General features: G+C 39.0%; 24 protein-coding genes. 23 read left to right on the top strand and 1 reads right to left on the bottom strand.

From position 1 onward, the window contains the following. Positions 1 to 7 precede the first annotated feature (7 nt). From HCJ55_RS02605 to HCJ55_RS02540, 14 genes are all read left to right on the top strand, one after another. Positions 8 to 2791, top strand: a complete 2784-nt coding sequence (locus HCJ55_RS02605; protein WP_185516902.1) for a YhgE/Pip domain-containing protein — start codon at positions 8 to 10, stop codon at positions 2789 to 2791. 156 nt (positions 2792 to 2947) lie between these two features. Continuing rightward, positions 2948 to 4258 (top strand): PTS sugar transporter subunit IIC, encoded by a 1311-nt coding sequence (locus tag HCJ55_RS02600; RefSeq protein WP_228463568.1) that lies wholly within the window; start codon positions 2948 to 2950, stop codon positions 4256 to 4258. Positions 4259 to 4277: 19 nt separating this feature from the next. Next, positions 4278 to 4634 (top strand): PTS sugar transporter subunit IIB, encoded by a 357-nt coding sequence (locus tag HCJ55_RS02595; protein ID WP_185501820.1) that lies wholly within the window; start codon positions 4278 to 4280, stop codon positions 4632 to 4634. Further along, positions 4634 to 4948 carry a PTS sugar transporter subunit IIA gene (locus HCJ55_RS02590; RefSeq protein WP_008948613.1) on the top strand — a complete coding sequence of 105 codons (315 nt, stop codon included), beginning with the start codon at positions 4634 to 4636 and terminating at the stop codon, positions 4946 to 4948. Before HCJ55_RS02595 ends, HCJ55_RS02590 begins: the two co-directional genes overlap by 1 nt. A 13-nt stretch (positions 4949 to 4961) precedes the next feature. Further along, a complete protein-coding gene (locus tag HCJ55_RS02585) occupies positions 4962 to 5708 on the top strand; it encodes a carbohydrate deacetylase (RefSeq protein ID WP_185516900.1) in 747 nt (248 codons plus the stop codon). A 16-nt stretch (positions 5709 to 5724) separates the two neighbouring features. Further along, on the top strand, positions 5725 to 7638 hold the full coding sequence (locus HCJ55_RS02580; protein ID WP_185504128.1) for a BglG family transcription antiterminator: 1914 nt from the start codon (positions 5725 to 5727) through the stop codon (positions 7636 to 7638). Between the two features lie 19 nt (positions 7639 to 7657). Continuing rightward, on the top strand, positions 7658 to 8965 hold the full coding sequence (locus tag HCJ55_RS02575; protein ID WP_185501823.1) for a 6-phospho-alpha-glucosidase: 1308 nt from the start codon (positions 7658 to 7660) through the stop codon (positions 8963 to 8965). A gap of 122 nt (positions 8966 to 9087) precedes the next feature. Next, positions 9088 to 9933: a Cof-type HAD-IIB family hydrolase gene (locus tag HCJ55_RS02570; protein WP_185516898.1), complete on the top strand. Its 846-nt coding sequence runs from the start codon at positions 9088 to 9090 to the stop codon at positions 9931 to 9933. Positions 9934 to 9978: 45 nt separating this feature from the next. After that, complete coding sequence (locus HCJ55_RS02565; protein WP_185516896.1) at positions 9979 to 10710, top strand: glucosamine-6-phosphate deaminase; 732 nt, start codon at positions 9979 to 9981, stop codon at positions 10708 to 10710. A gap of 15 nt (positions 10711 to 10725) precedes the next feature. Further along, positions 10726 to 11259 (top strand): HdeD family acid-resistance protein, encoded by a 534-nt coding sequence (locus tag HCJ55_RS02560; RefSeq protein WP_185516894.1) that lies wholly within the window; start codon positions 10726 to 10728, stop codon positions 11257 to 11259. Between the two features lie 186 nt (positions 11260 to 11445). Continuing rightward, a complete protein-coding gene (locus HCJ55_RS02555; RefSeq protein WP_185516893.1) occupies positions 11446 to 12057 on the top strand; it encodes a hypothetical protein in 612 nt (203 codons plus the stop codon). A gap of 200 nt (positions 12058 to 12257) precedes the next feature. Continuing rightward, entirely contained in the window at positions 12258 to 13499 is a 1242-nt protein-coding gene (locus tag HCJ55_RS02550) for an MDR family MFS transporter (RefSeq protein WP_185501828.1), read from the top strand. A gap of 3 nt (positions 13500 to 13502) precedes the next feature. Then, positions 13503 to 15107 (top strand): amidohydrolase, encoded by a 1605-nt coding sequence (locus tag HCJ55_RS02545; protein ID WP_185516890.1) that lies wholly within the window; start codon positions 13503 to 13505, stop codon positions 15105 to 15107. A gap of 122 nt (positions 15108 to 15229) precedes the next feature. Further along, positions 15230 to 17182: a cation:proton antiporter gene (locus HCJ55_RS02540; RefSeq protein WP_185516888.1), complete on the top strand. Its 1953-nt coding sequence runs from the start codon at positions 15230 to 15232 to the stop codon at positions 17180 to 17182. A 24-nt stretch (positions 17183 to 17206) separates the two neighbouring features. Here HCJ55_RS02540 and HCJ55_RS02535 read toward each other — a convergent pair whose 3' ends face one another. Further along, positions 17207 to 18106 (bottom strand): LysR family transcriptional regulator, encoded by a 900-nt coding sequence (locus HCJ55_RS02535; protein WP_008948598.1) that lies wholly within the window; start codon positions 18104 to 18106, stop codon positions 17207 to 17209. 241 nt (positions 18107 to 18347) lie between these two features. Between HCJ55_RS02535 and ssuE the strand changes: the two genes are divergently transcribed. The 9 genes from ssuE to HCJ55_RS02490 are packed head-to-tail and all read left to right on the top strand — an operon-like array spanning position 18348 to position 25075. Further along, complete coding sequence (gene ssuE / locus HCJ55_RS02530) at positions 18348 to 18893, top strand: NADPH-dependent FMN reductase (RefSeq protein ID WP_008948597.1); 546 nt, start codon at positions 18348 to 18350, stop codon at positions 18891 to 18893. Positions 18894 to 18908: 15 nt separating this feature from the next. Next, the gene (locus tag HCJ55_RS02525; protein ID WP_185501831.1) at positions 18909 to 19445 is read left to right on the top strand and encodes a GNAT family N-acetyltransferase; all 537 of its coding nucleotides are present in this window, start codon (positions 18909 to 18911) and stop codon (positions 19443 to 19445) included. Between the two features lie 15 nt (positions 19446 to 19460). Next, complete coding sequence (locus HCJ55_RS02520) at positions 19461 to 20270, top strand: amino acid ABC transporter substrate-binding protein (RefSeq protein ID WP_185501832.1); 810 nt, start codon at positions 19461 to 19463, stop codon at positions 20268 to 20270. Between the two features lie 21 nt (positions 20271 to 20291). Beyond that, entirely contained in the window at positions 20292 to 21008 is a 717-nt protein-coding gene (locus tag HCJ55_RS02515) for an amino acid ABC transporter permease (protein WP_008948594.1), read from the top strand. Between the two features lie 13 nt (positions 21009 to 21021). Next, the gene (locus tag HCJ55_RS02510; RefSeq protein ID WP_185504144.1) at positions 21022 to 21729 is read left to right on the top strand and encodes an amino acid ABC transporter permease; all 708 of its coding nucleotides are present in this window, start codon (positions 21022 to 21024) and stop codon (positions 21727 to 21729) included. Beyond that, complete coding sequence (locus HCJ55_RS02505; protein ID WP_185516886.1) at positions 21726 to 22505, top strand: amino acid ABC transporter ATP-binding protein; 780 nt, start codon at positions 21726 to 21728, stop codon at positions 22503 to 22505. Before HCJ55_RS02510 ends, HCJ55_RS02505 begins: the two co-directional genes overlap by 4 nt. Beyond that, complete coding sequence (locus HCJ55_RS02500) at positions 22502 to 23497, top strand: LLM class flavin-dependent oxidoreductase (protein ID WP_185516884.1); 996 nt, start codon at positions 22502 to 22504, stop codon at positions 23495 to 23497. The genes HCJ55_RS02505 and HCJ55_RS02500 overlap by 4 nt, the downstream gene beginning before the upstream one ends. Beyond that, positions 23490 to 23756, top strand: coding sequence for a glutaredoxin family protein (locus HCJ55_RS02495; protein ID WP_008948590.1), 267 nt, complete (start codon positions 23490 to 23492; stop codon positions 23754 to 23756). The genes HCJ55_RS02500 and HCJ55_RS02495 overlap by 8 nt, the downstream gene beginning before the upstream one ends. Continuing rightward, a complete protein-coding gene (locus HCJ55_RS02490; protein WP_185506146.1) occupies positions 23753 to 25075 on the top strand; it encodes an LLM class flavin-dependent oxidoreductase in 1323 nt (440 codons plus the stop codon). Before HCJ55_RS02495 ends, HCJ55_RS02490 begins: the two co-directional genes overlap by 4 nt. The last annotated feature ends 35 nt before the right edge of the window (positions 25076 to 25110 follow it).

Here is a 25110-nt window from a genome sequence, read left to right as displayed (position 1 = left end):
TAGTAAAATGGATATGGTAAAAAATGAGTGGAAAAAATTATTTAAAAACAAAATATTGCTTTTATCATTTGTAGTTATTCTGTTTATTCCACTTTTATATGCAAGCTTTTTCTTAAAATCCGTCTGGGATCCGTACGGCAAAACAGGGGATTTACCAGTAGCGGTAGTTAACAATGACAAACCGGTTGATTATAATGGTCAAACGATGGATGTTGGCGATCAGTTAGTTACAAAACTGAAAAGCAACAAAGAACTCGATTGGAATTTTCTTTCCAAAGAAGATGCGGAACAAGGCTTAAAAGATGGCAAATATTATATGGTTGTCACAATTCCAAAAGATTTCTCTAAAAATGCAGCATCCGTTTTAGATAAAGATCCGAAAAAAATGGAATTAAGCTATCAAACAAACGGCTCGCTTAACTATTTAGGTCAAGTTGTAAGTGAACAAGGTGCCAAACAATTGAAAAATGAGGTTTCCGCTGAAGTAACAAAATCCTACGCGGAAGCAATTTTCGATAAAATTAAAGAGTCTGGTGAAGGGTTCGCCCAAGCTGCAGATGGCTCTGGAAAAATTAAAGATGGCCTTGAAAAATCACAAGAAGGTAATAAAACCATTTCAACGAACTTAAAAACGCTCGCAGATAGCTCGTTAACTTTCAAAGATGGCGCTAATACATTAGAAGTTGGCTTGAAAACCTACACAGATGGCGTGAATACGGCGGCCGCTGGTGGAGATAAACTAAATGCGGGTGTTTCGACACTTGCAGCTGGTGTAGGACCACTAAAAGATGGTGTCGCAGCACTTGACGGCGGGGCAACGAAATTATCAAGCGGGGTTTCCACTTATACATCAGGCGTAGACACTTTAGCAGGTGGAATTAATCAAGCTTACACTGGGTCCACTGCCTTATCAGCTGGATTGAACAAAATGAATGGCAGCGTACCAGCTCTAGCATCTGGCGTAACACAACTAAATAACGGTCAAAACAGCCTTGCAACAGGTTTAGATTCACTCGTTGATGGCAGCAATAAACTTTCAGCAGGATTAAAAGAGTTAGATGGTAATTTAACCGATCCACAAGGGAAAATTGCGCAATTAAAACAAGGTATGAACGACCTACAACAAGGTATTGACCAATTAAACAAAAGCGTAAATGGCGAAGATGCAGCACTTGCCAAACAATTAGAAGCATTACAAAAAAGTTTAACCGATTTACAAAGTGGCTTAACATTTATTAAATCGAACGCGAACTTTGATGCCGAAGCAATTAAAACAAAAATTAATGCAACAGCTGGCGTGAGTGCAGAAGATAAACAAAAAATCATTGATGCAATTCAAGCCGATTTAGATAAAGAAACACAAAAATCTGCCACTCAAGTAGCGACAGTCGAACAACTACAAAGCGGCTTATCAGGTCTTGATTTAGCAGCACTTCAAACACAAGTTAAAGAATTACAAACTGGTGTAGCGAAAATTTCGGCTGGATACAAAGTAGTTCACGGTGGAACAAACGAAGCATTCAACAGCATCCACCAAGCAATCAATGGTTCTAGCAGTCAAACATTACTTGGCGGCGCGAACCAACTAACTGCGGGATTAAAATCAGCACAAGCTGGTAACGCGAAATTAGTTGCTGGAACAAATCAACTTAACAGCCAAATCCCAACTCTAACTTCTGGCGTAGGCCAACTTGCTGCTGGTAGTGCGAATATGGAAAACGGATTAAGTCAGTTAAATGCTGGCGGTAACAAACTTGCAAGCAATTCAGCGGCATTACGTTCTGGAGCAACAGAGTTACAAGGCGGAACAAATCAACTAGCTGCCAAAGTTCCAACACTTGCTGGCGGAGTTAACCAACTTCAAGCTGGTTCTAGTCAATTAGCAGGCGGTTTAAACCAATTATCAGCTAATTCACCAAAACTAGTTTCAGGCGTAGGACAACTCGCAGACGGTTCTTCTAAAATTGCCGATGGTTCTTCCAAACTAGCGAACGGTTCCTTCCAATTAGGCGATGGACTAACTAAATTGACAGACGGAAGCACAGAGTTAACTGATAAACTAGCAGACGGAGCACAACAAGTAAAAGATACAAAAGCAACAGATAAAACATTCAATATGATTGCCTCTCCAACAAAACTGGCTCATAACGAATACACACACGTAAGCAACTATGGTCATGCATTAGCACCATATGTATTATCACTTGCTCTATATGTTGGCGCACTGGTATTCAACTTCATTATGCCAATTAGACGTGTTTCGATGGAAGGTCAACCAGCTTATAAATGGTGGTTAAGTAAACTATCACTTGGTTTTGTCGCAGCGGTTGCGATGGCACTTCTTGAAGGTGGTATCATGATAGCACTAGGACTAAGACCAGATAGCATTGTTGAATTCTTCGGAACAGCGATAATTACAGCACTTGCATACATGTTCCTTATCATGCTCCTTGCTATGACATTTGATAATCCAGGACGATTCATCGCGATGGTATTACTCATTGTTCAATTAGCGGGATCAGGCGGAACATTCCCAATGCCACTTACAGGATGGTTCTTCAACTTAATCCATCCGTTCCTACCAATGACTTACTCGATTTATGCCTTTAGAGAGTCACTGGCAGCCGGTATGGGACCAAATGTATACAGTATGTCGATGCTCGTTCTTACAATCATCATGATTGCATGTGTTGGCTTACTTTATCTATCCATGAGTCACTTGAAAAAACGTCACGATGCGCACGAATCAGCACTAGACGATAATCAAAAATTAATGGCTTTAGAAAACTAAAATAGTGAAATCCTTATAAAGTAGCTACTACTTTATAAGGATTTTTTTGTGTTTATAAGAAAGTGGATAATGATTTCCTATGCTTAGGAAATAAGAATAATTGTGAGGTTTTTTTGTATGCGCTATCATAAGGTTATAACAGCTTAGGGAAAGGAAATGAAATTAATGAAAGCATTAGAACGATTTCTGTCAAAATGGCTATTACCGTTTGCAAAAGTTTTAGAAAGTAACACCCAGATGAAGGCAATACGTCAAGGAATGATGGCATTAGTACCAATTACTTTAGTAGGTGCTGTACCTGTATTATTCCAACAACTAGGCGGAATTCCAAAATTACCTAGTTGGATCGCATCTGTTGCCGCGTATATTAACAACATTACCTCACCGATTTATTTTGCTACATTCGGTTTGATGTCTGTGTATGTTGCTGTTTTTGTTGCCTATTACTATGCCAAGGAACGTAACTTATGGGACATCGGTGCTATTGTTACAGCTTTAATGAGTTTTGTAGTTGTTGCTGTACGACCACTTGAAACTGGCGGAAGTGATGTCACTTATCTTGCTGGTGAAGGGATTTTTGTTGCTTTAGTTATTAGTTTACTATCTGTAGAAATTCTTCATATTTTCAAAAACAAACTGAAATTTACTATTAATTTAGGGCAAGGTGTTCCAACGCCAATTTTACGCTCTTTTGAAAACTTATGGCCGATTTTATTCTCCGTATTAATTATTGCCATTTTAAGTTTCGGGGTGGAGTCACTTAGTGGAATTCGTGTTGTTGCGTTGATTCAAACGTTATTCTCGCCATTAACTTCACTTGTAAATACGCTACCTGGTATTATGTTAATCATTTTTATTCAACAACTATTATGGTGGTTTGGTATTCATGGTTATTCTGTAATGGCGCCAGTTTGGCTTAGTGTTGCTTTCCAAAATGTGGACGCGAACGCAGCTGCACTTGCAAAAGGAGAGCCGCTTTCTTCCATGCTTATTTTCACACCTGACTTCATGTGGAGCATCGTTGGTGTAACAGGAGCTGGAGTGACTGGAGCGCTGGTAGTTATCATGATGTTCTCTAAATCGAAACGCTATAAAACACTTGGCAGATTAGCGTTACTGCCAACATTCTTCAGCATTAATGAGCCAGTAATGTTTGGGGTTCCAATTGTATTAAACCCGAGATTTTTCATTCCAATGATGGCTGCACCTCAAATTGCTGCACTGATTGGTTGGTTCTCTATCAAATTAGGGCTAATGAATCCATTCACGATGGTTTCTCCGTATGTTCCAGTTCCAATCGGGGCTATTATCGCTTCATTTGACTGGAGATACGTAATCGTACTTGGCTTAATCTTGATTTGCTCAGCACTTATTTACTATCCATTCTTTAAAATAGCGGAAAAAGAGGCGCTTACGCAAGAAAATAGCGGTGATTTGGAAGCTAGTCTAGATGATTTCGATTTTTAAGTAGGAAAGGACGATTGTTATGAAAATTATGTTAGTATGTTTTGGCGGATTATCCACTTCTATTTTAGTGAAAAAAATGGAAGAAGCTATTGCCGCGTCAGAAAAATTTAAAGATAAAGGTATTACAATTGAGGCTTGGGGTAAAGATGAGTATTCGGACCACCTAGACAACGTATCGATTGTTTTACTTGGACCACAATTGTCGATGGCTTACGAGCAAGTTATCGAAACAACAAAAGAACGCGGTTTAAATGTACCTGTTGAGGTTATTGATAAAGAAGACTATGGAAATATGAATGCAGTTCCAATCCTTATCGCTGCTTTCAAAAAGATCAAAGAAGCTGGCACGAATACATTTACGACGGAGGGGAAATAATGGAAGGCACAGAATTACAATCATTTAAAATCATTTCAAGTGCTGGAGATGCCTCTTCATTATTCCTAAAAGCAATCCAACACGCCGAAAAAAGTGAATTTGATAAAGCGGAAGAATGCATCGAGCAAGCGAATCAGTCTTTGAAAGATGCTCATCATGTACAAACAGCGCTTATTCAAGAAGAATCAGGTGGCGATGCTAAAGAAGTTTCTCTACTACTTATTCATGCGCAAGATCATTTAATGAATGCTTTCGTTTACTGCGACCTAGTAAAATCAGTGCTTAACTTGTATAAGCGCTTGGATGAAAAGTAAGGAGAGAGCAGCAATGAAGCTAATTATAAATGCAGATGATTTTGGATTCACACGTGCGATTAACTACGGGATTATTGATGCGCATAATTTAGGTGTACTTACTTCAACGACCTTAATGGTAACAATGCCAGCATTTGAACATGCTGTGGAGCTGTCTAAACAAACGCCAACGCTTGGAATTGGTTTACATCTCAATTTAACACTTGGGAAACCAATGACAAATGGAGCATCTTTAGTTGATGAAACTGGTGAAATGATTAAGCCAAAATTTATTACGCCGGATTATCCGTATGTCGAAGAAGAAGTCTACCAAGAGTTTAAAGCGCAATACCAAAGATTCGTTCAATTTATGAAGAAAAAACCAAGTCATCTAGATAGTCACTTATTCTCAACAGATATTTATCAATCGGCGATTAATGCAGCGAAACGACTTGCGGAAGAAGTGGGTATTCCGCTTCGAAATCATGATACAAATGGGTTTGAACATGTAGAATTTATGTGGGAAAAGCCGCTTGAAATTCCGTATGGAGCATATGAAAACTTAGATTATATTTATGATTATGCGTCTTCCATTTTATGTTATGATTATGTAGAAATCATGACTCATCCTGGTTATCTTGATAGTTTTATTCTGGAAAATTCGACATTTTCAATGCCACGCGCGAATGAATTAGAAAGTTTGATTTCCACAAGAATGCGCCAGTTTATTAATGACAATATTGTAGAATTAATTTCCTATCATGATATTCCAAAAAAATGAAATAGGTGATTAAAAAATGCTTAATCAACGTCAAAAAAACATTTTAAGTACATTGTATAATGAAAATAATTGGCTGCTTGGGAAAAAATTAGCGGACTTATTCCGAATAAGTGATCGGACAATTAGAAATGATATACGTGTTATTAAAGAAAATTTAGGTGAGGATTTTATCTTTACGTCTAAAAAGTTGGGATATGCCTATAATATGGAAAAACCATTCCCGTTTGACGTTGAGGAGCAAACCGGAGTTGAACAAAAGCGAATTGCTCTGTTAATTCAAAAATTACTTGTAGATGATGGCGTGGACCTTTATGAATTTGCAACAGAAACGTTCACTTCTGAATCTACTATACAACGTGACATTCAGTGGCTACGTGGTTACTTTGAGCAATTACTCGGCTTGGATGTCGTTATCCATTCGAGTGATGGGGTCTATGCAATTAGCGCCACGCCACTAATGAAAATGGAGTTATTAAACCGGATTGCGAGTTTTGATGATGCGATAAAAATAGTGTTATTAACAAAATGCTTTCCGGAGATTAACCATGATAAAATCCGCCAAATCGTTTTAGCGGTGATGGATGAACACAAGCTAGTATTAAAATATTTTGATGAAACTATTCTACTCGCGCAACTTATTTATGGTAGTGCGTTTTACCGAAAACATCCAGATTTACAGACAATATTTGACATTCATAACCCATTTTTACAACAACTTTTTGAGACATTACATCAGGAGGGTTATGATGTTTCTGCTGAAATGAAACAATTTATAGTAGCTGCTCACGAAAAAATAGTTACGATGAATGATTTTGAAGCAAAAGTTACGACCAAAATGGTGCTCGAGGATGGTTTATATCAAGAAATTTTACTAGTTTTAGAAGAGATAAAACAGGTGTATTTGATCGATTTTACGACTGATTTAGAAATAACAAGTGATATGACGAAACATATTTTTATTGCGATTGAACGTGCTAAACGAGGTATTGTTATTAAAAATCAAGTTACCCATATTATTACGCAACAGTACAGTTATTTACTCGATATTGCTATCTTTATTGGTGAAAAATTACTCGAACGTCTTGGGGTGATTTTGAATCAAGAAGAAATTATTTTATTAGTCATGTATTTGTATCAATATTACCGGAAAATAGAAGCTAGGCACCAATTGAGCCAAGTAGTACGGATTGCATTAATTGTTTTGGAAGGCAAGGCTGCACTGTATTACTTACGTGAACAATTGGCAGAAGTTTTAAGAAGCGTCAATGTAGAAGTGATTGACGTTACGGATAACAAACAGTTTCAATTGTTATTATCGGAAAATATCGATGTGGATTTGTGCATTTCTACTAAAAAAATAGACTTGCCGGCAGAAGTCCCGTGTATCGTTTTATCTGGTAATATTGGTTTAATTGAAGAAGTGACAATCAAAAAACAACTTTCGGCAACGATGGAAGCGAATAAACAGAAAAAATTTGCCTATATTAAAGAGAAATATTTGCACGAAGAATTGTTCTTAACTAGCTATGACTATGAACAGAAATATCAAGCAATCGAAGTGCTCAGCCAATATTGTATTGATAAAAATTATGTACCGGCTAGTTTTACAGAAAAATTATACAATCGCGAGCAACTATTTTCAACGGCGATTCCGACGGGTATTGCGTTACCCCATCCGATTAAAAATGTTGCCAATAAAAGTGGTATCCTGTTTTGCATTTTGAAAAAGCCGTGTACGTGGGATGCGCACAAAGTTAGCCTAATTACTATTCCGATGATTGAAGAATTAGATGGAACGGAAGCACCACTTATTAATGATTTTTTGTCATTGATAGCATCTAATAAATCATATGTAGAAAAAATAAGTGAGTGCGGGACATACAATCAATGCATAGAGTTACTACAGACTATTTATAACAACAATGATTAAGTATAAGGAGTGACTAGACATGAAAAAACAAATTATTACTATCGCCGGTGGTGGCAGTACTTACACACCTGGGATTATTCAAGCCGTACTAAATGGTCAAGAAAGATTGCCAGTTGCGGAAATTCGTTTATATGATATTGATGCAACAAGAAATGACAACATGTATTTAATCATTCAATACATGTTAGACCAACAAGGATTTTCCTCTATTAAATTAGTTCAGACATTAAGCCCGGAAGAAGCATTTACGGGTGCGGATTTTATCTTCTCACAAATTCGTGTTGGCGGACTTAAAATGCGTGAAAAAGATGAAAAAATCCCGTTGAAACATGGTTTAGTTGGACAAGAAACATGTGGCCTTGGTGGTTTTTCATACGGACTACGAAGCATTGGACCACTTTTAGAATTAGTTGGATATATTCAAAAGTATGCACCGGAAGCGTGGATTTTAAATTATACGAACCCAGAAACAATTATTTCTGAAGCAGTACGCAGACAATTCCCTGGTATTCAGATGATTAATGTTTGTGATATGACGATTGGTATTGAAGATACTCTAGCAAAAAATTATGGTTATGATCGTGATAACTGGATTGCTACGTACTACGGTTTAAATCATTTTGGCTGGTATACAAAAATCTATGATAAATCCTTAAAACGTGATATTATGCCAGAACTATTAGAAAAACTAAAAGTACAGGAAATCAAAGAAGAAGATCCAAGTTGGAACCGTGCATTCAATATGATTCGCTTCATGGTACAAAACTTCCCAGATAACTTACCAAATAACTATCTAGAATATTACTTGTACCCAGATATGTATGTTGATTACGCAGATCCAAACTATACACGTGCCAACACAGTCATGGATGGACGTGAACAAAAAACACATGAAATGGCAGAAAAAATTCGTAATAAAGCAAAAGGAGATGTTCTTGATTTCTACTTCGGCGTACACGGCTTATATATTGTAGATATCGCAACATCCTTGCTGAACGACGAGAAAAGTCGCTTTATGTTGATTGTAGAAAACAAAGGAGCTATTCCTAATTTACGTAGTGACGCAGTAGTGGAAGTACCAGCGTATGTGGGTGCGACTGGTGTGGAAGCAATTTCGTTACCTGCGATTGGCGATTTCCACAAAGGGATGATGGAAGCACAAGTTGCGGCTGAAAAACTTTTAGTAGACGCATTCTTTGAAAATTCCTATCAAAAAGCCTTGCAAGCATTCACGCTTAACCAATCTGTACCAAACGCAACCGTTGCTAAAAAAGTACTAGATGAAATGATTATTGAAAATGAAGCCTTTTGGCCAGTTTTAAAATAGTAATTAAAAACATCGTATCGTGATGGAAATTCATGGTACGATGTTTTTTGTTGTGTAATGGGGCGCCTTCCCAGCAAAGAAATGCTATAATTAAACTATTAACGAGCGAAAAGAGGTATTGCATGATGAAAAAAATAGTATTTGTAGATGTAGATGGTACGCTTGTAAGTGATGATGGACTTGTTCCAGAATCTGCAAGAACAGCGATAATCCAAGCCCGTAACAACGGACATCGAGTATATTTATGCACAGGACGATCAAAACCAGAACTGTATGAAAGCATTTTATCGATTGGCTTTGATGGCATTATCGGCGCTGGTGGCGGCTACATCGAAGTAGACAACGAAATCATTTACCATAAAAAAGTAGCGAACGAAGATGTTGTTCATATGGTAGATTTCTTTATGGAAAAAGAATTAGACTTTTATTTAGAATCGAACGGGGGCTTATTTGCTAGTCCAAAACTTGAAGCCCGTTTAGATAAATTAGTGTATGGTGATGTGGAAAACGACCCAATCGCACGCGAGAAAAAAGTGAACAACCCGCATCCATTTGTCCAAGGTTTAACTTACGGGGAAACAAACCTGTATCGTACAGATGTGAATAAAGCTTGTTTCCTAGAAAATAAAGCTGTGCCATTTGAAGAAATTAAGAAAGAATTTAGCGGCAAGTTTGAAGTAATGCATTGTACTGTGCCTATTTTTGGGGATGACAGCGGGGAATTAATGGTTCCGGATATTCATAAAGCGACGGCAATTGAGTTCTTGCTTCAACATATTGGTGGCGATAAAAAAGCTACGATTGGTATTGGCGATGGCATGAATGACGCCGAAATGCTTGTATACTGTGAAACTGGTATTGCTATGGGAAACGCAAAAGAAGAATTAAAACAACTGGCGGATGACGTAACTAAATCAGTTGACGAAGATGGCCTATTTGCTAGTTTCCAAAAGCATGGCTTGATTTAGAAATAATAGTTCGGGTAATGAAAGCATATAGAGGAGGATTTTTTAATGAAATTAATTAGAACAAAAACATACGAAGAAATGTCACAAGAAGCACTGGAAGTTGTCAAACAAGTGATTAGCGCAAATGACAATCCAGTCATCAACACAACAACAGGAGCAAGTTTTGATGGTATGTTCGAGGGACTTGTCAAAGGAATCAATGCAGGCGAAATTCCAATCGAAAAAGTATTTTTAATGAATTTAGATGAGTATGTAGCGAAGCGCGATGATTCTTTCACCGTGTACACTTACATGCACCAAAAATTCTATGACTTAATTACCAAAATGCCAAAAAGAGTAGAATTACTAGATGGTAGTTTAGCTGATTTTACAGACGAAATTGCTCGTTATAAGAAAATTTTGGCTGAAAATGAACGCGATTTGCAAATTTTAGGCTTAGGGGTAAATGGACATCTTGGCGCGAACGAACCAGGCACGCCATTTGATGCACGTTTATTTTTAGCAGATAGCGATGAATCTACTATCAAAAGCACAATCATGTACAACAACTTAAAAGAAGATGAAGCGCCGTCCCAAATGTTGACACTTGGCTTAGCAGATATGATGGACGCGAAACAAATCTTAGTAACTGCTTCCGGCGAACGTAAAGCAGAAGCGGTCAAAGGGTTACTTGAAAGACCAATTGATGAAAGTTGTCCAGCATCGATTTTACGAAACCATCCAAATGTAGTCTTTATTATCGATGAAGCGGCAGGATCATTACTTACTAATCATTAAAAAAGGGGTGGAAATATGAGAAAGTTATACACATATTTTGTTTTAATTCTCGGTGTGGCGATGATTGGTCTTGGTATTTATTTAATGTTTAACCCAAGCACATCACTGCAAGCACTAACTATTTTTATTGGGATTATTTTAGTTTTAAATGGGATTAATGAAGTGATTTCTTATTTTGGCGAACGAAAATATTGGAGCATTTCCAAATGGATTATGCTTGATGGGATTTTATCTATCCTTGTTGGTGGCTTTGCGATTTTCGAGTCGAATATGGCTGAACGTATTTTCATTATCATTTTCGCAATTTGGATTTTAGCATCCGCGATTTTACGAATCTTAACGGCTTTTGCTGTTAAAGGTTTCCCGGGATGGACATTGCTACTTATTATGGGAATCATCGGGCTAATTATTGCGGTCATTTCCTTGTTCACGAATACGTTAGTAGCAATCGCGATTGGTATTATTCTTGGATTATTTTTCGTCTTCCAAGGAATTACTTGTCTTTCCCTTTGGTGGGTTATTCGAAAAGGTGAATCTAGAAACAAATGATGTATTTTTATATTAATTTCCGATAAAACGTTAAAAAATTAACATTGTAAAAAGTGCATCAGTAATTTTGTCACAAAATGGACAAAAGAAGCGAGCAGACGGTTCTTTGAGAACTATTCACTCGCTTCTTTTTTATTATGATAAAGGAAGCTGCAATGGCGTAATGATTTTTAGGAGGCAAAACAAATGCAAGAAAAGTTTACTATGGAATTGATGCTCACTTTGACAAACAATCCAAGATTTCAAGAAGTAGCAGAACTAGTGTATTGGGACGAGGAAGAAATCATTAACTGCCCAGAAAATAGTGAGTATGTTTACGCAATTGATGAAGGTAATATAACACAATATGCCGAAAGAAATAGCTCTTGGGGCAAAGGAAGTATTCTTGGTTTTACGCGAGAACAAACAACCATTAGACCACTTTGTAAAACGGTGGCATGGAAAATTCCATTAACATACGTAGCTGAAATATTGAAAACTATGGGGGATATGGATATAGCAGATTTAATTGCTGTAGAAATGAACTTTTTAGATAGAGATGAAAATGACTGTATTCAGTGGTTCATTAATGAAATGCCATTGAGATTGCATACTACTTCGTGGAAAATTGCGCAAGACTTTTTCCGTCAAGAAATCATACAAGTTGTTTCAAAAGAATTATGTGCTGTCCAAGTGAAGGAACTGAAAAAGCGTGCTATTCTTTTTGAATTAGGTTATTACCTCGAAATAGATGTAGTAGAATTTCATAGCTATTTGAGAGATATAGCATACGATGAGATAGTAAAAAAAAATAAATGAAATATTTCCTATATTAGCACAGACAAATATTCGAATTCATAGTACACTTAGAAGTAACCATGATAGGGATTTATCGCCAGTCCCTTATTAGCCACCAGCAAATTTTGCTAGGTGGTTTTTTAGTGAAATTTTTCTTTGCGAAAGTGGTTGGGTGTGATACCCTAAAAAAGGTGAGTTTTAATGAAGGGAAAGTGTAGGAAATGACAAAATGGTTACCAAAGGATTTATGGATTGTTATTATTGGAATGGTGTTACTATATACAGGGCTCTCGTTTATTTGGCCTTTCAATATGATTTACATGACACAAGAGTTAGGCATGTCGACAACGGATGCTTCATTAGTATTGTTGATTAATTCAGGTGTAGGAATTATTTCTAGCATTATCGGTGGGCTAATTTTCGACCGTTTTTCTGGTTTTATTTCGCTTACGATTGGCACGATTATATTAGTGCTTTCAACCGCTTCGTTATGCTTCTTTCACGGATTTCCGTTCTTTATTTGGAATTTATGGGCGGTTGGTATCGCGATGGGAATGGTGTTTTCGGGACTTTATGCAGCTGCGGGTTTAACACATCCGACTGGCGGGAGAACAGGCTTTAATGCGATTTATGTCGCGCAAAATATCGGAGTTGCGATTGGCCCTTTACTTGCAGGACTTTTAGCTAAACAAGGAATGAGTCATGTTTATATTGGTTCATTTGTGTTTGCGATTGCTTTTGCGGCCTATTTTTTCTTCTATTTCCATAAGATCGACTGGAAATCAGAGAAGGTAAGCGCTGAGACAAAACATCGTAAAAAAGGAGCGAAACGAGAATTTCCGACCAAGCTTGCGTTATGCTCTTTCATACTATTGTTGCTGACATATTTGCTATGCCAATTGCCGCATGTGCAGTGGCAGTCGAATTTATCTACTTATATGACGGAAATAAAAGGTGTGACATCTAGCGAATACGGTAATTTATGGAGCTTAAATGGCGCACTTATTGTACTGGGACAACTAGTTCTAATCCCAGTGGTTAACAGATTTAAAAAATACTTATTAGCGCAAATTTATATTGGTATTGCATTATTTATTTTATCGTTCGTTGTCGCAATGAATGCAAGCGTGTATAGCGGTTTTGTGTTAGGGATGACGTTCTTAACAATCGGCGAAATGTTTGCTTGGCCGGCGATTCCAACGATTGCTTACCAACTTGCACCAAAAGGAGCAGCTGGTTTGTATCAAGGATTAGTGAATGGGATGGCGACAGCAGCTAGAATGCTCGCACCATTTTTGGGCGCAATCGTTGTTCAAAATCTTGGCGGCATGAAAGCACTATTCATTGGCGCATTTATTTTACTAGGATGCGCACTAATCAGCATCACACTACAACAAATTTTACAGAAAAAGGATCAACAAGAAAAAGCTGCCTTGAAAATTTCTATCAATCAGGGGGAATAAACGATGAAATTATGGAAAAACGGTATATTTTATCAAATGACTGCTGAAGGAGCGCAAGTCTCGTCAGTTTTAACAGAAAATGGTCTAATCCATGCGGTTGGTGAAGCTAGGGACTTGGAACAGCAATTTGCGACTGAAATTGCGGAAACGATTGATTTGGGAGGAAAAGTGGTTTTTCCTGGATTTGTTGATGCGCATATTCATTTGCTTTGGTATGGACAAGCTTTAGAACGGCTTAATTTGAACCAAACGACAACGAAAAAAGAGGCTCTAACACTGATTGCGGAACGAACAAAGCAACTAGCGCCTGATGAGTGGCTATTTGTGGAAGGATATGATGAGAATAAATGGTCAGATGAACAAAGTCTGATTTCTTTGGCGGATTTAGACGCAGTGAGTCAAACGAATCCGATTTTAGTGCGCCGGATTGATTATCATAGCGTATCGATTAATTCTGCTTTAAAAGCTCATATCGTAGACTTTTCGGAAAATGGTTTCGATGGTGGTGGTGAAATTGTTTGTGATAATGCGGGGAATTTTACTGGTGTTTTAAGAGATAATGCAACGACTTTAGCGATAGATGCGTTTCCGGCAGCGACGCCTTCTGAATTGAGAGCATGGCTAGAAATTGCGATAACTGATTTATGGTCGAAAGGGATAACTGGTGCGCACTCGGAAGATTTACATTATTTCACAGGATTTGAATCTACTTTTGCTGCTTTTCGACAAACAGTTGGTGCGGATCAATTACCGTTTCGTGCGCATTTGTTAATTCATCATGCGGAATTAGCAGCTTTTTCGGCTTCACAAGAAAGTTTTGTTAGTGGTGATGCATTTTTAGAATTAGGAGCTATGAAGATTTTTTATGATGGAACGGTCGGCTCACGTACCGCGCTAATGAGTGCTGGGTACGCGGATAATCCAGCTGAAAAAGGGTTGCAAATTCACACGGATGAAGCATTTGAAGATTTGGTTAAAGCAGCAAGGAAAGCGGGATTGCCTGTTGCGATTCATATTTTAGGAGATCAAGCTTTTGCCAATGTAATTCGCACGCTACGAACATATCCGCCTAAAGCAGGGCAATATGATAGACTGATTCACACTCCTTGGCTTACGGAAGCGCTGATAGCGGAAGCGGCGGGGCTACCTGTGTTGTTTGATATACAGCCGCAATTTATGGCAAGTGACCTTCCGTGGGCGCTAGATGTGCTTGGTGAAAATCATCCACCGCTCGCTTTTGCTTGGAAATCATTGCTACAAGCTGGTTTTCCTTTAGCTGGGGGAAGTGATGCACCGATTGAAGTACCTAATCCATTTTGGGGAATTCATGCTGCTGTTACTAGGACTGCGAATGCGGACTTGGATGGTGCGGTGTACTCACTGGAACAAGCACTCACGGTGTTTGAAGCCATTCAACTTTATACAAAAGGTGCTGCCTTTGCGAGTTATAAAAAGGAAACGCGCGGACAAATTGCACCAGGTTTTGTAGCCGATTTTACGATTTTGGCAGAAAATCCATTTCAAGTGCAACAAGCGCAATTGCGTGATATGAGCGTTATGATGACAGTTGTGAATGAGCAAATCGTTTATCAAAAAGAGGGAAGATAAGCGGAAAACTCCATACAGAGACGGATGTTTCCAGAATGTTTTTTTGCTAATATGGGAACGGTAGAAATTCCACACTCGGGGATTAGTTGTGTGGCAGGAATACGGGGATGAGGGATGTATTAATGGAGATTTTTGAACTGATATTATTAATGTTAAGTGCAGTGTTTTTATCGAATGTGTTAAGTCGATTTTTGCCGAGTATTGCGGTGCCTTTAATTCAGGTGTTGCTTGGGATTGTTTTAGCGATTCCGCTTGGTGATCATACGATGGATTTGAATCCGGAGTTGTTTTTATTACTCTTTATGGCGCCAATTCTTTTTAATGATGGGGCTAGTACGGATAAGAAATCTTTATGGAAAAATCGTAAGGCTATTTTATCGCTATCGATTGGATTAGTGTTTGTCACGGTAGGGATTTTGGGTGCATTTATTCATTACTTAATTCCAGCGATACCGTTTGCGGCTGCATTTGCACTGGCTGCGGCACTGGCGCCAACGGATGCGGTCGCGGTCGGTGCGTTAGCTGAAAAGGTAAGGGTGCCACATAAAATTATGCATATTTTAGAAGGCGAATCGCTTATTAATGACGCTTCTGGGCTTGTTTCATTTCAATTCGCTGTCTTGGCGCTTGTAACGGGAACGTTTTCGTTTATGTCAGCTGGAACTAGTTTCTTGCTGCTATCGCTTGGTGGGATTGCACTTGGAGCAGTACTTAGTATACTGAAAATCGGCCTTATGCGTGGTTTACGCCAGCTAGGAATTGAAAATATGACTTCTTTTATGCTAATGGAAATTTTGTTGCCCTTTTTGATTTTTATGGTGGCAGAAAAAATTGGTGTGAACGGAATTTTGGCCGTAGTCAGCGGTGGAATGGTGCATTCATTTAGTTATAAAAAAATAAATCCTGAAATGGCGCAATTGAACTTGCTTTCAAAAAACACTTGGTCAGTGATTATTTTTAGTTTAAATGGCTTGGTATTTATTTTACTTGGGACGCAGTTGCCGCAAATTTTGACGACCATTTGGCAAGACGCGAATATCCAAAAAGGTATGCTATTCGTGTATATTTTAGGAATTACTTTCTTGCTACTCGGGTTACGGTTTTTATGGATTTTATTCTTCCGCAATTACGAGGAAAACCCGAAAGTCGATTTAGTTAGCCGGTTGAAAAATACTTTTCTATATACGGTGGCTGGGGTTCGTGGAACGATAACATTAGTCAGTGCGCTGTCATTACCATTTGTGCTTGGAAATGGCGATGCTTTTCCTGAGAGGGATTTGCTGATTTTTATTGCGGCAGGAGTTATTATTACGACGCTACTTCTGGCCAATTTCACTTTACCACTTTTTGCAGCGAAAAAGGATGTTGTTACGGCGGATCATACGACAGATATTATGTTGCTTCGTGATATCGTGCAGCAATTGCAAGCTTATAAAACAGATGAAAATACAGTAGAAATGAATAAAGTGTTAAATATGTATAATAATCGGATTTTCTCGTTGATGGAGCATAAAGAAGTAAGTGCGACGGAGCGAGAGTTGCGAAGGTTAACGCAAGAATGGCAGCTTGAAAACACAAGAAGGTTAGTTTTTGAGCGAAAAATTGATACTGGGGTGGGGCTTTCGCTGATGATGCGGCTCGGAAAACGACTTTATGTCCAAACACGAGCAGAGAAGTACCGTGCAAGAAAAAGGTATCGCCAACTTTTAAGTCACAGCATTCGCGATTTCCGAATTGTGCCACTTACGTTTGACGAGCGCCGAAAAGAACGCGCCAAATTGCAAAATGAAAACAATCAATTCGTCATTCAAAAATTACAAGAACTAGATCCAAATGAGTTTAACCCAGAAATCATTTCGCTTTATTTAATGAATTTTGAGCGGGCGTTAGGTCATCTGTCGAATAAAAAAGAGAGCGATGATGAAGCGCTACAAACAACTATTGACTTAGCTTCTCAAATTGAACGCGAGACGATTCAACATTATTTTGAAAATGGGACCATTACTCGTAAAGAAATGAAAGTGTATCGTGATAACTTGCTCGCGATAGAGGCGAATTTGCAATTAGAATTTTAAGAAAAAGACAGTTAGACTAACCATTTAGTCTAGCTGTCTTTTTTTATCATCAAAATAATAAATAATGCGGTCGATAAATTCTTTCGTTGTGCTATCAAAATCTTTTTCTTTTTGATTCGTTAGCAGACCAATCGGTGGTGAAATTGGTAGATTATTAATTGGAATGCGAACCGTTCCTGCCAGTAGTTCTGAATGCGCGGTGCTAGTAAAGATAGATACACCAACGTTTTCACGCACGAAATATTTATGCGACATGCTGCTCGTGAGTTCCATTTTTTTATAATCACTACCGATGGCGCGTTTTAGATGTTGTTCAATTTGAATGCGAATCGGGCAGTTTGCTGGAGTGAAAATAAAGCATTCGTCGCGTAAATCGAGCAACTCTACCGAAGCCCGCGAAGCTAACGGATGGTTTTCTGACACAATTAAATCTAACGTATCATGGAAAAATGGAAAGTAAAAATTCTCCAAAATCAGCTCTGGCTCCCCACAAATCGCGAAATCAATTTCCCCGTCAATTAATTTTTGACTACATGTATTGGCGTCATCCACCGCCACATTCACCATGAGTTTTGGAAAATCAGTTAAAAACTGCTTTAAAATCTGCGGTAAAACAAGGCTGGCGCTAGGTTCAGATATGCCTACTTTAATTAGCCCAGCATTGCCATTTTTTAAGTCAAAAATGGTGTGGTCGAGCACTTCATATTGGGCGATAAGCTGGCCGGCTCTTTCATAGAACAGTCTGCCTGCGTGTGTTAGTTTTAATATTTTGCCGCGTTCGAATAATTGGACATCTAAATCTTGTTCCAATTGTTTAATGCGCATCGAAATAGTCGGCTGCGAATAATTTAATACTTCTGCTGCGCGCTGAAAACTTCCCGTATTAACCACTGTATAAAAAGTTTTAATGGTTCGAAATTCCAATATAATTCCCCCTTCATATTGGAGTTTTTTGATATTTCTAACAGTATACACCGTAAAATTAGCAGAAGCAATTTATTAATCTGATAAAATTCATAGGAATAATGCGGATTGAGGGAGAAGTATTAGTATTACTGTGGTTAGCCATTAGTTTTTTTGATTAGCCAAACAGAATCTTTTACTTTATAGTATAGCTAATATCTGAAAACCAAGTAAGTTGATGCGAATTAAAAGGGGCGATTTGATGGGAAAAGTGACGATTATTGCTGGGGGAATCAAAACGGAATCTCGGCTTACAGGTTTAATCCAACTAGCTGCAAATGAATTAGTAAATAATGGTACTGAAGTAAGAATTATCGAAGTGCATAAAATTCAGCCAGAAGCGTTAGTAACTGCGGATTTTACACATCCAGATATTCAACTTGCGAATAGCGAAGTAGAGAAGAGTTCTGGCGTTATTATCGCGACACCTATTTTTAAAGCGTCCTACTCGGGGGTGCTAAAAGCCTATTTGGATTTGTTGCCACTCAAAGCTTTAAAAGGAAAAGTCGTTTTGCCACTAGGGCTTGGCGGGTCAAATGGTCATTTACTTGCACTGCAATACGCACTGGATCCAGTTTTAAAAGAACTTGGAGCCGAAACGATTTTAAAAGGTCAGTTTACGGTGGATAAGCAAATTGAACGGCTCGGGGATGGGCTCTATGAAATTGATGCTTCTGCGAAAGAACGACTAGACCTCGCATTAAGTCAATTTATTTCATTATTAAATCAAAATTCAGTGGAAGTGTAAGGAGGAGAACGGGAAATGACAGAAGATATTTTTAGAGTGGCGACTGTGGATGATGCGCCGGAGTTTTTAGAATTGTTATCAAGTGCTTTTCAATCTGTGAAAGAACTGGGGATTGATTGGCCTTCAACTAATGCTGATTTGGCAATGGTAACAGAAAACATTGTGAATTCTTCTGCGTTTGTTTTAGAGCGCAGTGGTAAATTAATTTCGACAATTACTGTTCGTTTTCCGTGGGAGAGTAGTTCACCGCCTTCCAAATATCCATTTGTTTGGTGGTTTGCAACAGCTCCAGAACTTGCAGGACAAGGGATTGGCGATAAATTATTAACATATGTAGAAGAGCGAGTACTTCGCGATACTTTGAAAGCTCCGGCACTTACGCTTGGAACGTCTGCCAGGAAACATCCGTGGTTGCTTGATATGTACTTGCGTCGCGGTTATGAAGTTTATTTTGAACATGAAGAAGACGGTGATGTTGGTGTGATGATGCGGAAAATCTTAATTCCAGAAAAATTCGACGCCACACTACTTGGAATACCTAGCTGGACATAAAAAGGGGGAAAAAGAATGAAAAAGAAATATGGGATTTTGGCACTGGCACTCACGGCAGCACTGGCTTTAAGCGCATGTGGAGCGGAAAATGAACCAGAAGCAGCCAATGAAAAAGTACAAACAATTACGGTTGGAACAGGGACGCAATTTCCGAATGTCTGCTTTTTAGATGAAAACGGCAAATTAACAGGCTATGACGTTGAACTAGTTAAAGAAATCGATAAACGTTTACCAGGCTATAAATTCAAATTTAAAACGATGGATTTTTCCAATTTATTAGTTAGCCTTGGAGCTGGAAAAGTAGATATCGTTGCGCATCAAATGGAAAAAAGTAAGGAACGTGAGAAGAAGTTTTTATTTAATGATGTAGCGTATAATAATTTCCCGTTGCAGTTGACGGTATTAGATAGTAATAACAGCATAAATAGTACAAAAGATTTAGCTGGAAAACGCGTCATTACAAGTGCCACTTCGAACGGCGCACTTATTTTAAAGAAAATTAATGAAGAGCAAGGTAATAATTTTGAGATTGCCTATGAAGGACAAGGATCAAACGATGCAGCGAATCAATTAAAAACAGGCCGCGCCGATGCAACGATTTCCACGCCTTTTGCAGTCGATTTTCAAAATAAAACGAGCGCCATCAAAGAAAAAGTAGTTGGCGATGTTTTATCCAATGCGAAAGTATATTTCATGCTTGGAAAAAATGAAACGAAACTAAGTAAAGATGTCGACAAGGCGCTACAGTCGATTATTGACGACGGGACATTAAAAAAACTAAGCGAAAAATGGCTTGGCGCGGATTATTCAAAAGAACAATATTAAAAGAGAGAGGGTGCCATCATAATGGATAAAGCGTTCGATGTGAAAATGATTGCTGATTTTATTCCAACGTTAGCTGGCTATTTGCCGATTACGTTGTATATTTTGGCACTCTCGCTTATTTTCGGTTTTATATTAGGCGTAATTTTATCGTTACCACGGATTTACAAGATTCCAGTTTTGAACCAATTTGCGCGGGTGTATATTTCGTTTTTCCGCGGGACACCGATTATGGTGCAATTATTCATTGTTTTCTACGGAATTCCAGCACTTTCCAGCGTTTTTGGTATTGATTTATCACAAATGGATCCATTATATGCCGCGATTGCCACCTATGCGCTGAGTAGTGCGGCGACGATTGCAGAAGTGATTCGCGCTGGAGTAAATAGTGTGGATGCTGGGCAGGCGGAAGCTGCTTATAGTGTTGGGCTGAATGGGCGCCAGACATTTTTGAGAATTATTTTGCCACAAGCTTTGTATCAAGCGTTACCGAATTTCGGGAATTTAGTCATTGGTTATTTGAAAGATACATCGCTCGCGTTTTCGATAGGGGTGATGGATATGTCAGGAAGAGGCCAAACCTTAATAACACTGAGCAATCACGCGCTGGAAGTCTATATTTCACTATCGATTATTTACTATATCACAGCCGTTTTACTTGAGTATTCCTTCAAATGGATTGAAAAACGGGTCAAAAAGGAAAATACCAGATTTACAAGCATTTTCGATATAGAACTGTAAAGGAGAGATGATGATGCCGCTTGATGTACCTTTTATTGGAACAGCCGTAATGGCAATGCTAAAAACGATACCGTTAACACTTGCGATGACCTTCTTTCCGATCTTGTTCGGTTTTATTATCGCGATTGGCTTGACGCTCATTCGGATGTACCATGTTCGTTTTTTAGAACCAATTGCTAAGTTTTACGTTTCTTTTTTTCGAAGTACGCCAGCAATTTTGCATATTATGCTGATTTACTTAGGAATTCCGCTGATTGTTGATTTTTTGAGTAAGTCATTTGATTTAGGCATATCTGCAAATAAAATTCCGGTCGTGGTTTTTGTGATTATCGCACTATCTTTCACAGCGGGGGCCTACTTAACAGAGATTTTGCGCTCTGGAATTATCGCCGTTGATATCGGTCAAATGGAAGCTGCGTACTCAATGGGTTACACGCATGGCCAAGCGATTCGGAAGGTTCTGTTGCCGCAAGCCTTTATGATTGCCCTGCCGAATTTTACCAATTTGTGCATCGGATTTTTACATACCACATCCATCGCAGCTATCGTCGCAGTTCCCGAAATCACTGGAATGGCAACAATTGTAGCCTCCGATAACTACGCCTTTCTCGAAGCATTTATCGGCGCCGCACTCATTTACTGGTTTCTAACTATGTTGATTGAAGCAATTAATTACATTTTGGAAAAGAATATCGCTAAATACCAAGGAGGGGCAGTATGATTACCATTAAGAATATTCAAAAGAGCTTTGGCGAAAACCAGGTTTTAAAAGGAATTGATTTAACCGTGAAAAAGGGCGAAGTAGTAACAATTCTCGGTCCAAGTGGTTCTGGGAAAACGACCTTTTTACGTTGCTTAAACTTACTGGAACGACCCGAAAATGGCGAAATTTCGATGCACGACCAAATAATTAACTGCAAAAAACCATCTAAAAAAGAAGTGTTGCAACTACGAAAAAATACCGCGATGGTTTTTCAACAATATAATCTCTTTTCGCATAAAACGGTCATTCAAAATGTGATGGAAGGACTGATTGTTGCGAGAAAAATCCCGAAAAAAGCAGCGCGTGAAATTGCCGAACGGGAGCTCACTAAAGTTGGTTTGGCGGATAAATTTAGCGCATATCCTTCCCAGCTTTCTGGCGGACAAAAACAACGCGTCGGGATTGCCCGGGCACTCGCGATTAATCCAGATGTCATTTTGTTTGATGAACCAACTGCTGCACTTGATCCGGAGCTTGTCGGTGAAGTTTTAGAAGTAATGTTAGAGATTGCGCGGGCCGGTGCAACGATGATTGTCGTTACTCATGAAATGGAATTCGCAAAACGAGTCGCGGATCAAGTTGTTTTTATGGATGGCGGATTAATTGTCGAACAGGGCACGCCTGACGAAGTGTTTAATCATACAAAAGAAGAGCGAACTAAACGCTTTTTACACCGAGTTTCAGCGGATTATTTATATGAAATTAAAGAAGTGAAGAAGGAGCGTGTCATATGACCATTCGATTTAGCATTTTGGACCAAAGTATTATTAATCCTGGCGAGAATCCAAGTGAAACTTTGCAAAATACCGTAGAACTTGCGCAACTCGCGGAACAACTTGGCTATCATCGTTTTTGGGTTGCTGAGCATCATAATTCAGATGAAATAGCTGGGTCAGCACCAGAAGTATTGCTAGGATACATCGCTGCCAAAACGAACACAATCAAGCTTGCGTCTGGCGGTGTGATGCTGCAACATTATAGTCCGTATAAAGTCGCCGAGCAATTTCATGTGCTTGGAAATTTAGCTCCAGAACGGATTTCGCTTGGTGTTGGGAAAGCACCTGGTGGTTTCCAGCCAGCAACTGACGCCCTCCAAAAAGACTTTGCTAAACCAGTCCAAACATTTGATGCTAAATTGGCAGAATTAGTTAGTTTTGTGACACACAAATCAGATGCGGCTATCGAAGCAAAACCACTTCCTGCAAATAATCTAGAAATCTTTTTACTCGGAGGAAGTGCAGCAAGCGCGAAACAAGCCGCGGAGCTAGGAATTTCTTTCGTTTTCGCTTATTTTATTAACGGAGATGAGAGCGTCTTAAAAGAAGCGCGCGAAACATTTGAACAGTACCAAATTAATCCGGAAGCCAGTTTTCAATTAGCACCAATTGTTGTGGTTGCGGAAACTAAAGTCGCAGCTGATCGGCACATACCAGAGCGAGAGTCAATCAAAGTCGAGCTTGCGGACGGACGTAGAGTCAATGTAGGCTCGCTCGAACAAGCCGAAGCCTTCGTGAAAGATATCAACCAAGAATATCGCTTTATTACCCAACGAATTGGCGCAATAATAGGAACAAAACAAGAAGTCGGGGCGGAAATTAAGCGACTTTCAAAAAAATATAATATCCAAGATTTTGTCATTTTAACACCGGTCAAATCAACTGAAATAAAACGCTATTCGTACCAATTATTAAGTGAATCGATAAAGGAGGAAGTTGTCCATGGCTAATGTCGTCGTTTGGAGTAAAGTAGGGTGTCACTATTGTAAAGATGTGAAAGATTATTTAACCGAGCAAAAAATTGTCTTCCAAGATATCGACGTCACCGAACATGACTATTTACGTGAAGTATTACAAGCCAAATACGGCATTCGCCATGTTCCAGTCGTAGAAATCGGCGACATTGAAAAAGGTACGTATCACGCAGTTACCGAAATCGGCATCGATTATTTAGAAAAAGCCTTATTTGAAAAGGAGGAAGTAAAATGACTAGAAAAGAAACGATCCAGTTTGGCGCAATTATCCATGGTGTTGGCGGAACAACAGACGGTTGGCGCCACCCAGACATCAACCCTGCAGCAAGCACCGACTTAGATTTCTATAAGACACGCGCCAAAATTGCCGAACAAGGGCTATTTAGTTTTGTCTTTATTGCAGATGGTCTTTTTATTTCCGAAAAATCGATTCCGCATTTTCTTAACCGTTTTGAACCGATTACGATTTTATCCGCATTAGCTGAGTCTACGGAAAATATCGGCCTTGTTGGGACCTTTTCAACATCATTCACAGAACCATTTACACTTGCAAGACAACTCTCTTCGCTCGATCACATTAGTGGTGGCCGTGCGGGGTGGAATTTAGTTACTTCTCCGCAAGAAGGTGCCGCGCGAAACCATAGCAAGAAAAATCTCCCAACCCACAGCGATCGTTACACCATTGCAGCAGAACATTTAAAAGTGGTTCGCGGACTTTGGAATTCTTGGGAAGAAGATGCGTTCACTTATAATAAAGAAACCGGCGAATTTTTTAATCCCGAGAAATTACATCGCTTAAATCATCAAGGCGATTATTTCCAAGTCGAAGGTCCGTTAAATATCGGGCGCTCCAAACAAGGCGAGCCAGTCGTTTTCCAAGCCGGCGCATCTAGTACAGGACGGGATTTCGCTGCTCAAAATGCAGAAGCCATTTTTACTCATTCAGATTCGTTGGAAGAAGCTGTCGAATTTTATCGAGATGTAAAAGCACGTGCTGAAAAAGCTGGCAGAAATGCAGCGGAAATCCGGATTTTCCCGGGAATTAGCCCGATAGTTGCCGATACTTTGGAAGAAGCAGAAGCTAAATATACCGAATTTGCCAATCTTATTCCAATCGAAAACGCCGTCACTTATCTGGCACGCTATTTCGATGACTATGATTTAAGCCAATTCGATTTGGATGAGCCATTCCCAGACCTTGGCGATATTGGCAAAAATGCTTTTCAAAGTACGACAGATCGAATCAAAAAAGAAGCCAAAGAACGTCAGCTAACCCTTCGCCAAGTAGCGACCGAAGCAGCGACACCAAAAACACCTTTCATCGGAACGAAGGAACAAGTCGCCGATTTAATCGAAGTTTGGTTCCAAAATGAGGCCGCAGATGGCTTTATTATCGCATCTGACATTCCTGGAACATTTGAAACTTTTGTTGAACAAGTTATTCCTCTTTTACAAAGTCGAGGTTTGTACCGAAACGAGTATCCAGCCACGACATTAAGAGGCAATCTCGGCTTAACAATACCTCAAAATAAACGAGCTGTTGAAACTAAATAATAGAAAGAAAACGGAGCGCCTTTGAGGAAGCTTCG

The organism is Listeria marthii (assembly GCF_014227425.1).
In the GTDB taxonomy this organism is placed as follows: domain Bacteria; phylum Bacillota; class Bacilli; order Lactobacillales; family Listeriaceae; genus Listeria; species Listeria marthii.
Note: the sequence above shows the minus strand (reverse complement) of the source record. Positions and strands in the feature narration are given on the sequence as shown.

Excerpts from the sequence above, each read along its gene's own strand:
- HCJ55_RS02565 (WP_185516896.1), top strand. The coding sequence starts at position 9,979 with ATGAAATTAATTAGAACAAAAACATACGAAGAAATGTCACAAGAAGCA.
- HCJ55_RS02600 (WP_228463568.1), top strand. The coding sequence starts at position 2,948 with ATGAAATTAATGAAAGCATTAGAACGATTTCTGTCAAAATGGCTATTA.
- HCJ55_RS02580 (WP_185504128.1), top strand. The coding sequence starts at position 5,725 with ATGCTTAATCAACGTCAAAAAAACATTTTAAGTACATTGTATAATGAA.
- HCJ55_RS02500 (WP_185516884.1), top strand. The coding sequence starts at position 22,502 with ATGACCATTCGATTTAGCATTTTGGACCAAAGTATTATTAATCCTGGC.
- HCJ55_RS02515 (WP_008948594.1), top strand. The coding sequence starts at position 20,292 with ATGGATAAAGCGTTCGATGTGAAAATGATTGCTGATTTTATTCCAACG.
- ssuE (WP_008948597.1), top strand. The coding sequence starts at position 18,348 with ATGGGAAAAGTGACGATTATTGCTGGGGGAATCAAAACGGAATCTCGG.
- HCJ55_RS02575 (WP_185501823.1), top strand. The coding sequence starts at position 7,658 with ATGAAAAAACAAATTATTACTATCGCCGGTGGTGGCAGTACTTACACA.
- HCJ55_RS02540 (WP_185516888.1), top strand. The coding sequence starts at position 15,230 with ATGGAGATTTTTGAACTGATATTATTAATGTTAAGTGCAGTGTTTTTA.
- HCJ55_RS02495 (WP_008948590.1), top strand. The coding sequence starts at position 23,490 with ATGGCTAATGTCGTCGTTTGGAGTAAAGTAGGGTGTCACTATTGTAAA.
- HCJ55_RS02545 (WP_185516890.1), top strand. The coding sequence starts at position 13,503 with ATGAAATTATGGAAAAACGGTATATTTTATCAAATGACTGCTGAAGGA.
- HCJ55_RS02520 (WP_185501832.1), top strand. The coding sequence starts at position 19,461 with ATGAAAAAGAAATATGGGATTTTGGCACTGGCACTCACGGCAGCACTG.
- HCJ55_RS02570 (WP_185516898.1), top strand. The coding sequence starts at position 9,088 with ATGATGAAAAAAATAGTATTTGTAGATGTAGATGGTACGCTTGTAAGT.
- HCJ55_RS02595 (WP_185501820.1), top strand. The coding sequence starts at position 4,278 with ATGAAAATTATGTTAGTATGTTTTGGCGGATTATCCACTTCTATTTTA.
- HCJ55_RS02525 (WP_185501831.1), top strand. The coding sequence starts at position 18,909 with ATGACAGAAGATATTTTTAGAGTGGCGACTGTGGATGATGCGCCGGAG.
- HCJ55_RS02505 (WP_185516886.1), top strand. The coding sequence starts at position 21,726 with ATGATTACCATTAAGAATATTCAAAAGAGCTTTGGCGAAAACCAGGTT.
- HCJ55_RS02560 (WP_185516894.1), top strand. The coding sequence starts at position 10,726 with ATGAGAAAGTTATACACATATTTTGTTTTAATTCTCGGTGTGGCGATG.
- HCJ55_RS02490 (WP_185506146.1), top strand. The coding sequence starts at position 23,753 with ATGACTAGAAAAGAAACGATCCAGTTTGGCGCAATTATCCATGGTGTT.
- HCJ55_RS02510 (WP_185504144.1), top strand. The coding sequence starts at position 21,022 with ATGCCGCTTGATGTACCTTTTATTGGAACAGCCGTAATGGCAATGCTA.
- HCJ55_RS02605 (WP_185516902.1), top strand. The coding sequence starts at position 8 with ATGGATATGGTAAAAAATGAGTGGAAAAAATTATTTAAAAACAAAATA.
- HCJ55_RS02585 (WP_185516900.1), top strand. The coding sequence starts at position 4,962 with ATGAAGCTAATTATAAATGCAGATGATTTTGGATTCACACGTGCGATT.
- HCJ55_RS02555 (WP_185516893.1), top strand. The coding sequence starts at position 11,446 with ATGCAAGAAAAGTTTACTATGGAATTGATGCTCACTTTGACAAACAAT.
- HCJ55_RS02590 (WP_008948613.1), top strand. The coding sequence starts at position 4,634 with ATGGAAGGCACAGAATTACAATCATTTAAAATCATTTCAAGTGCTGGA.
- HCJ55_RS02550 (WP_185501828.1), top strand. The coding sequence starts at position 12,258 with ATGACAAAATGGTTACCAAAGGATTTATGGATTGTTATTATTGGAATG.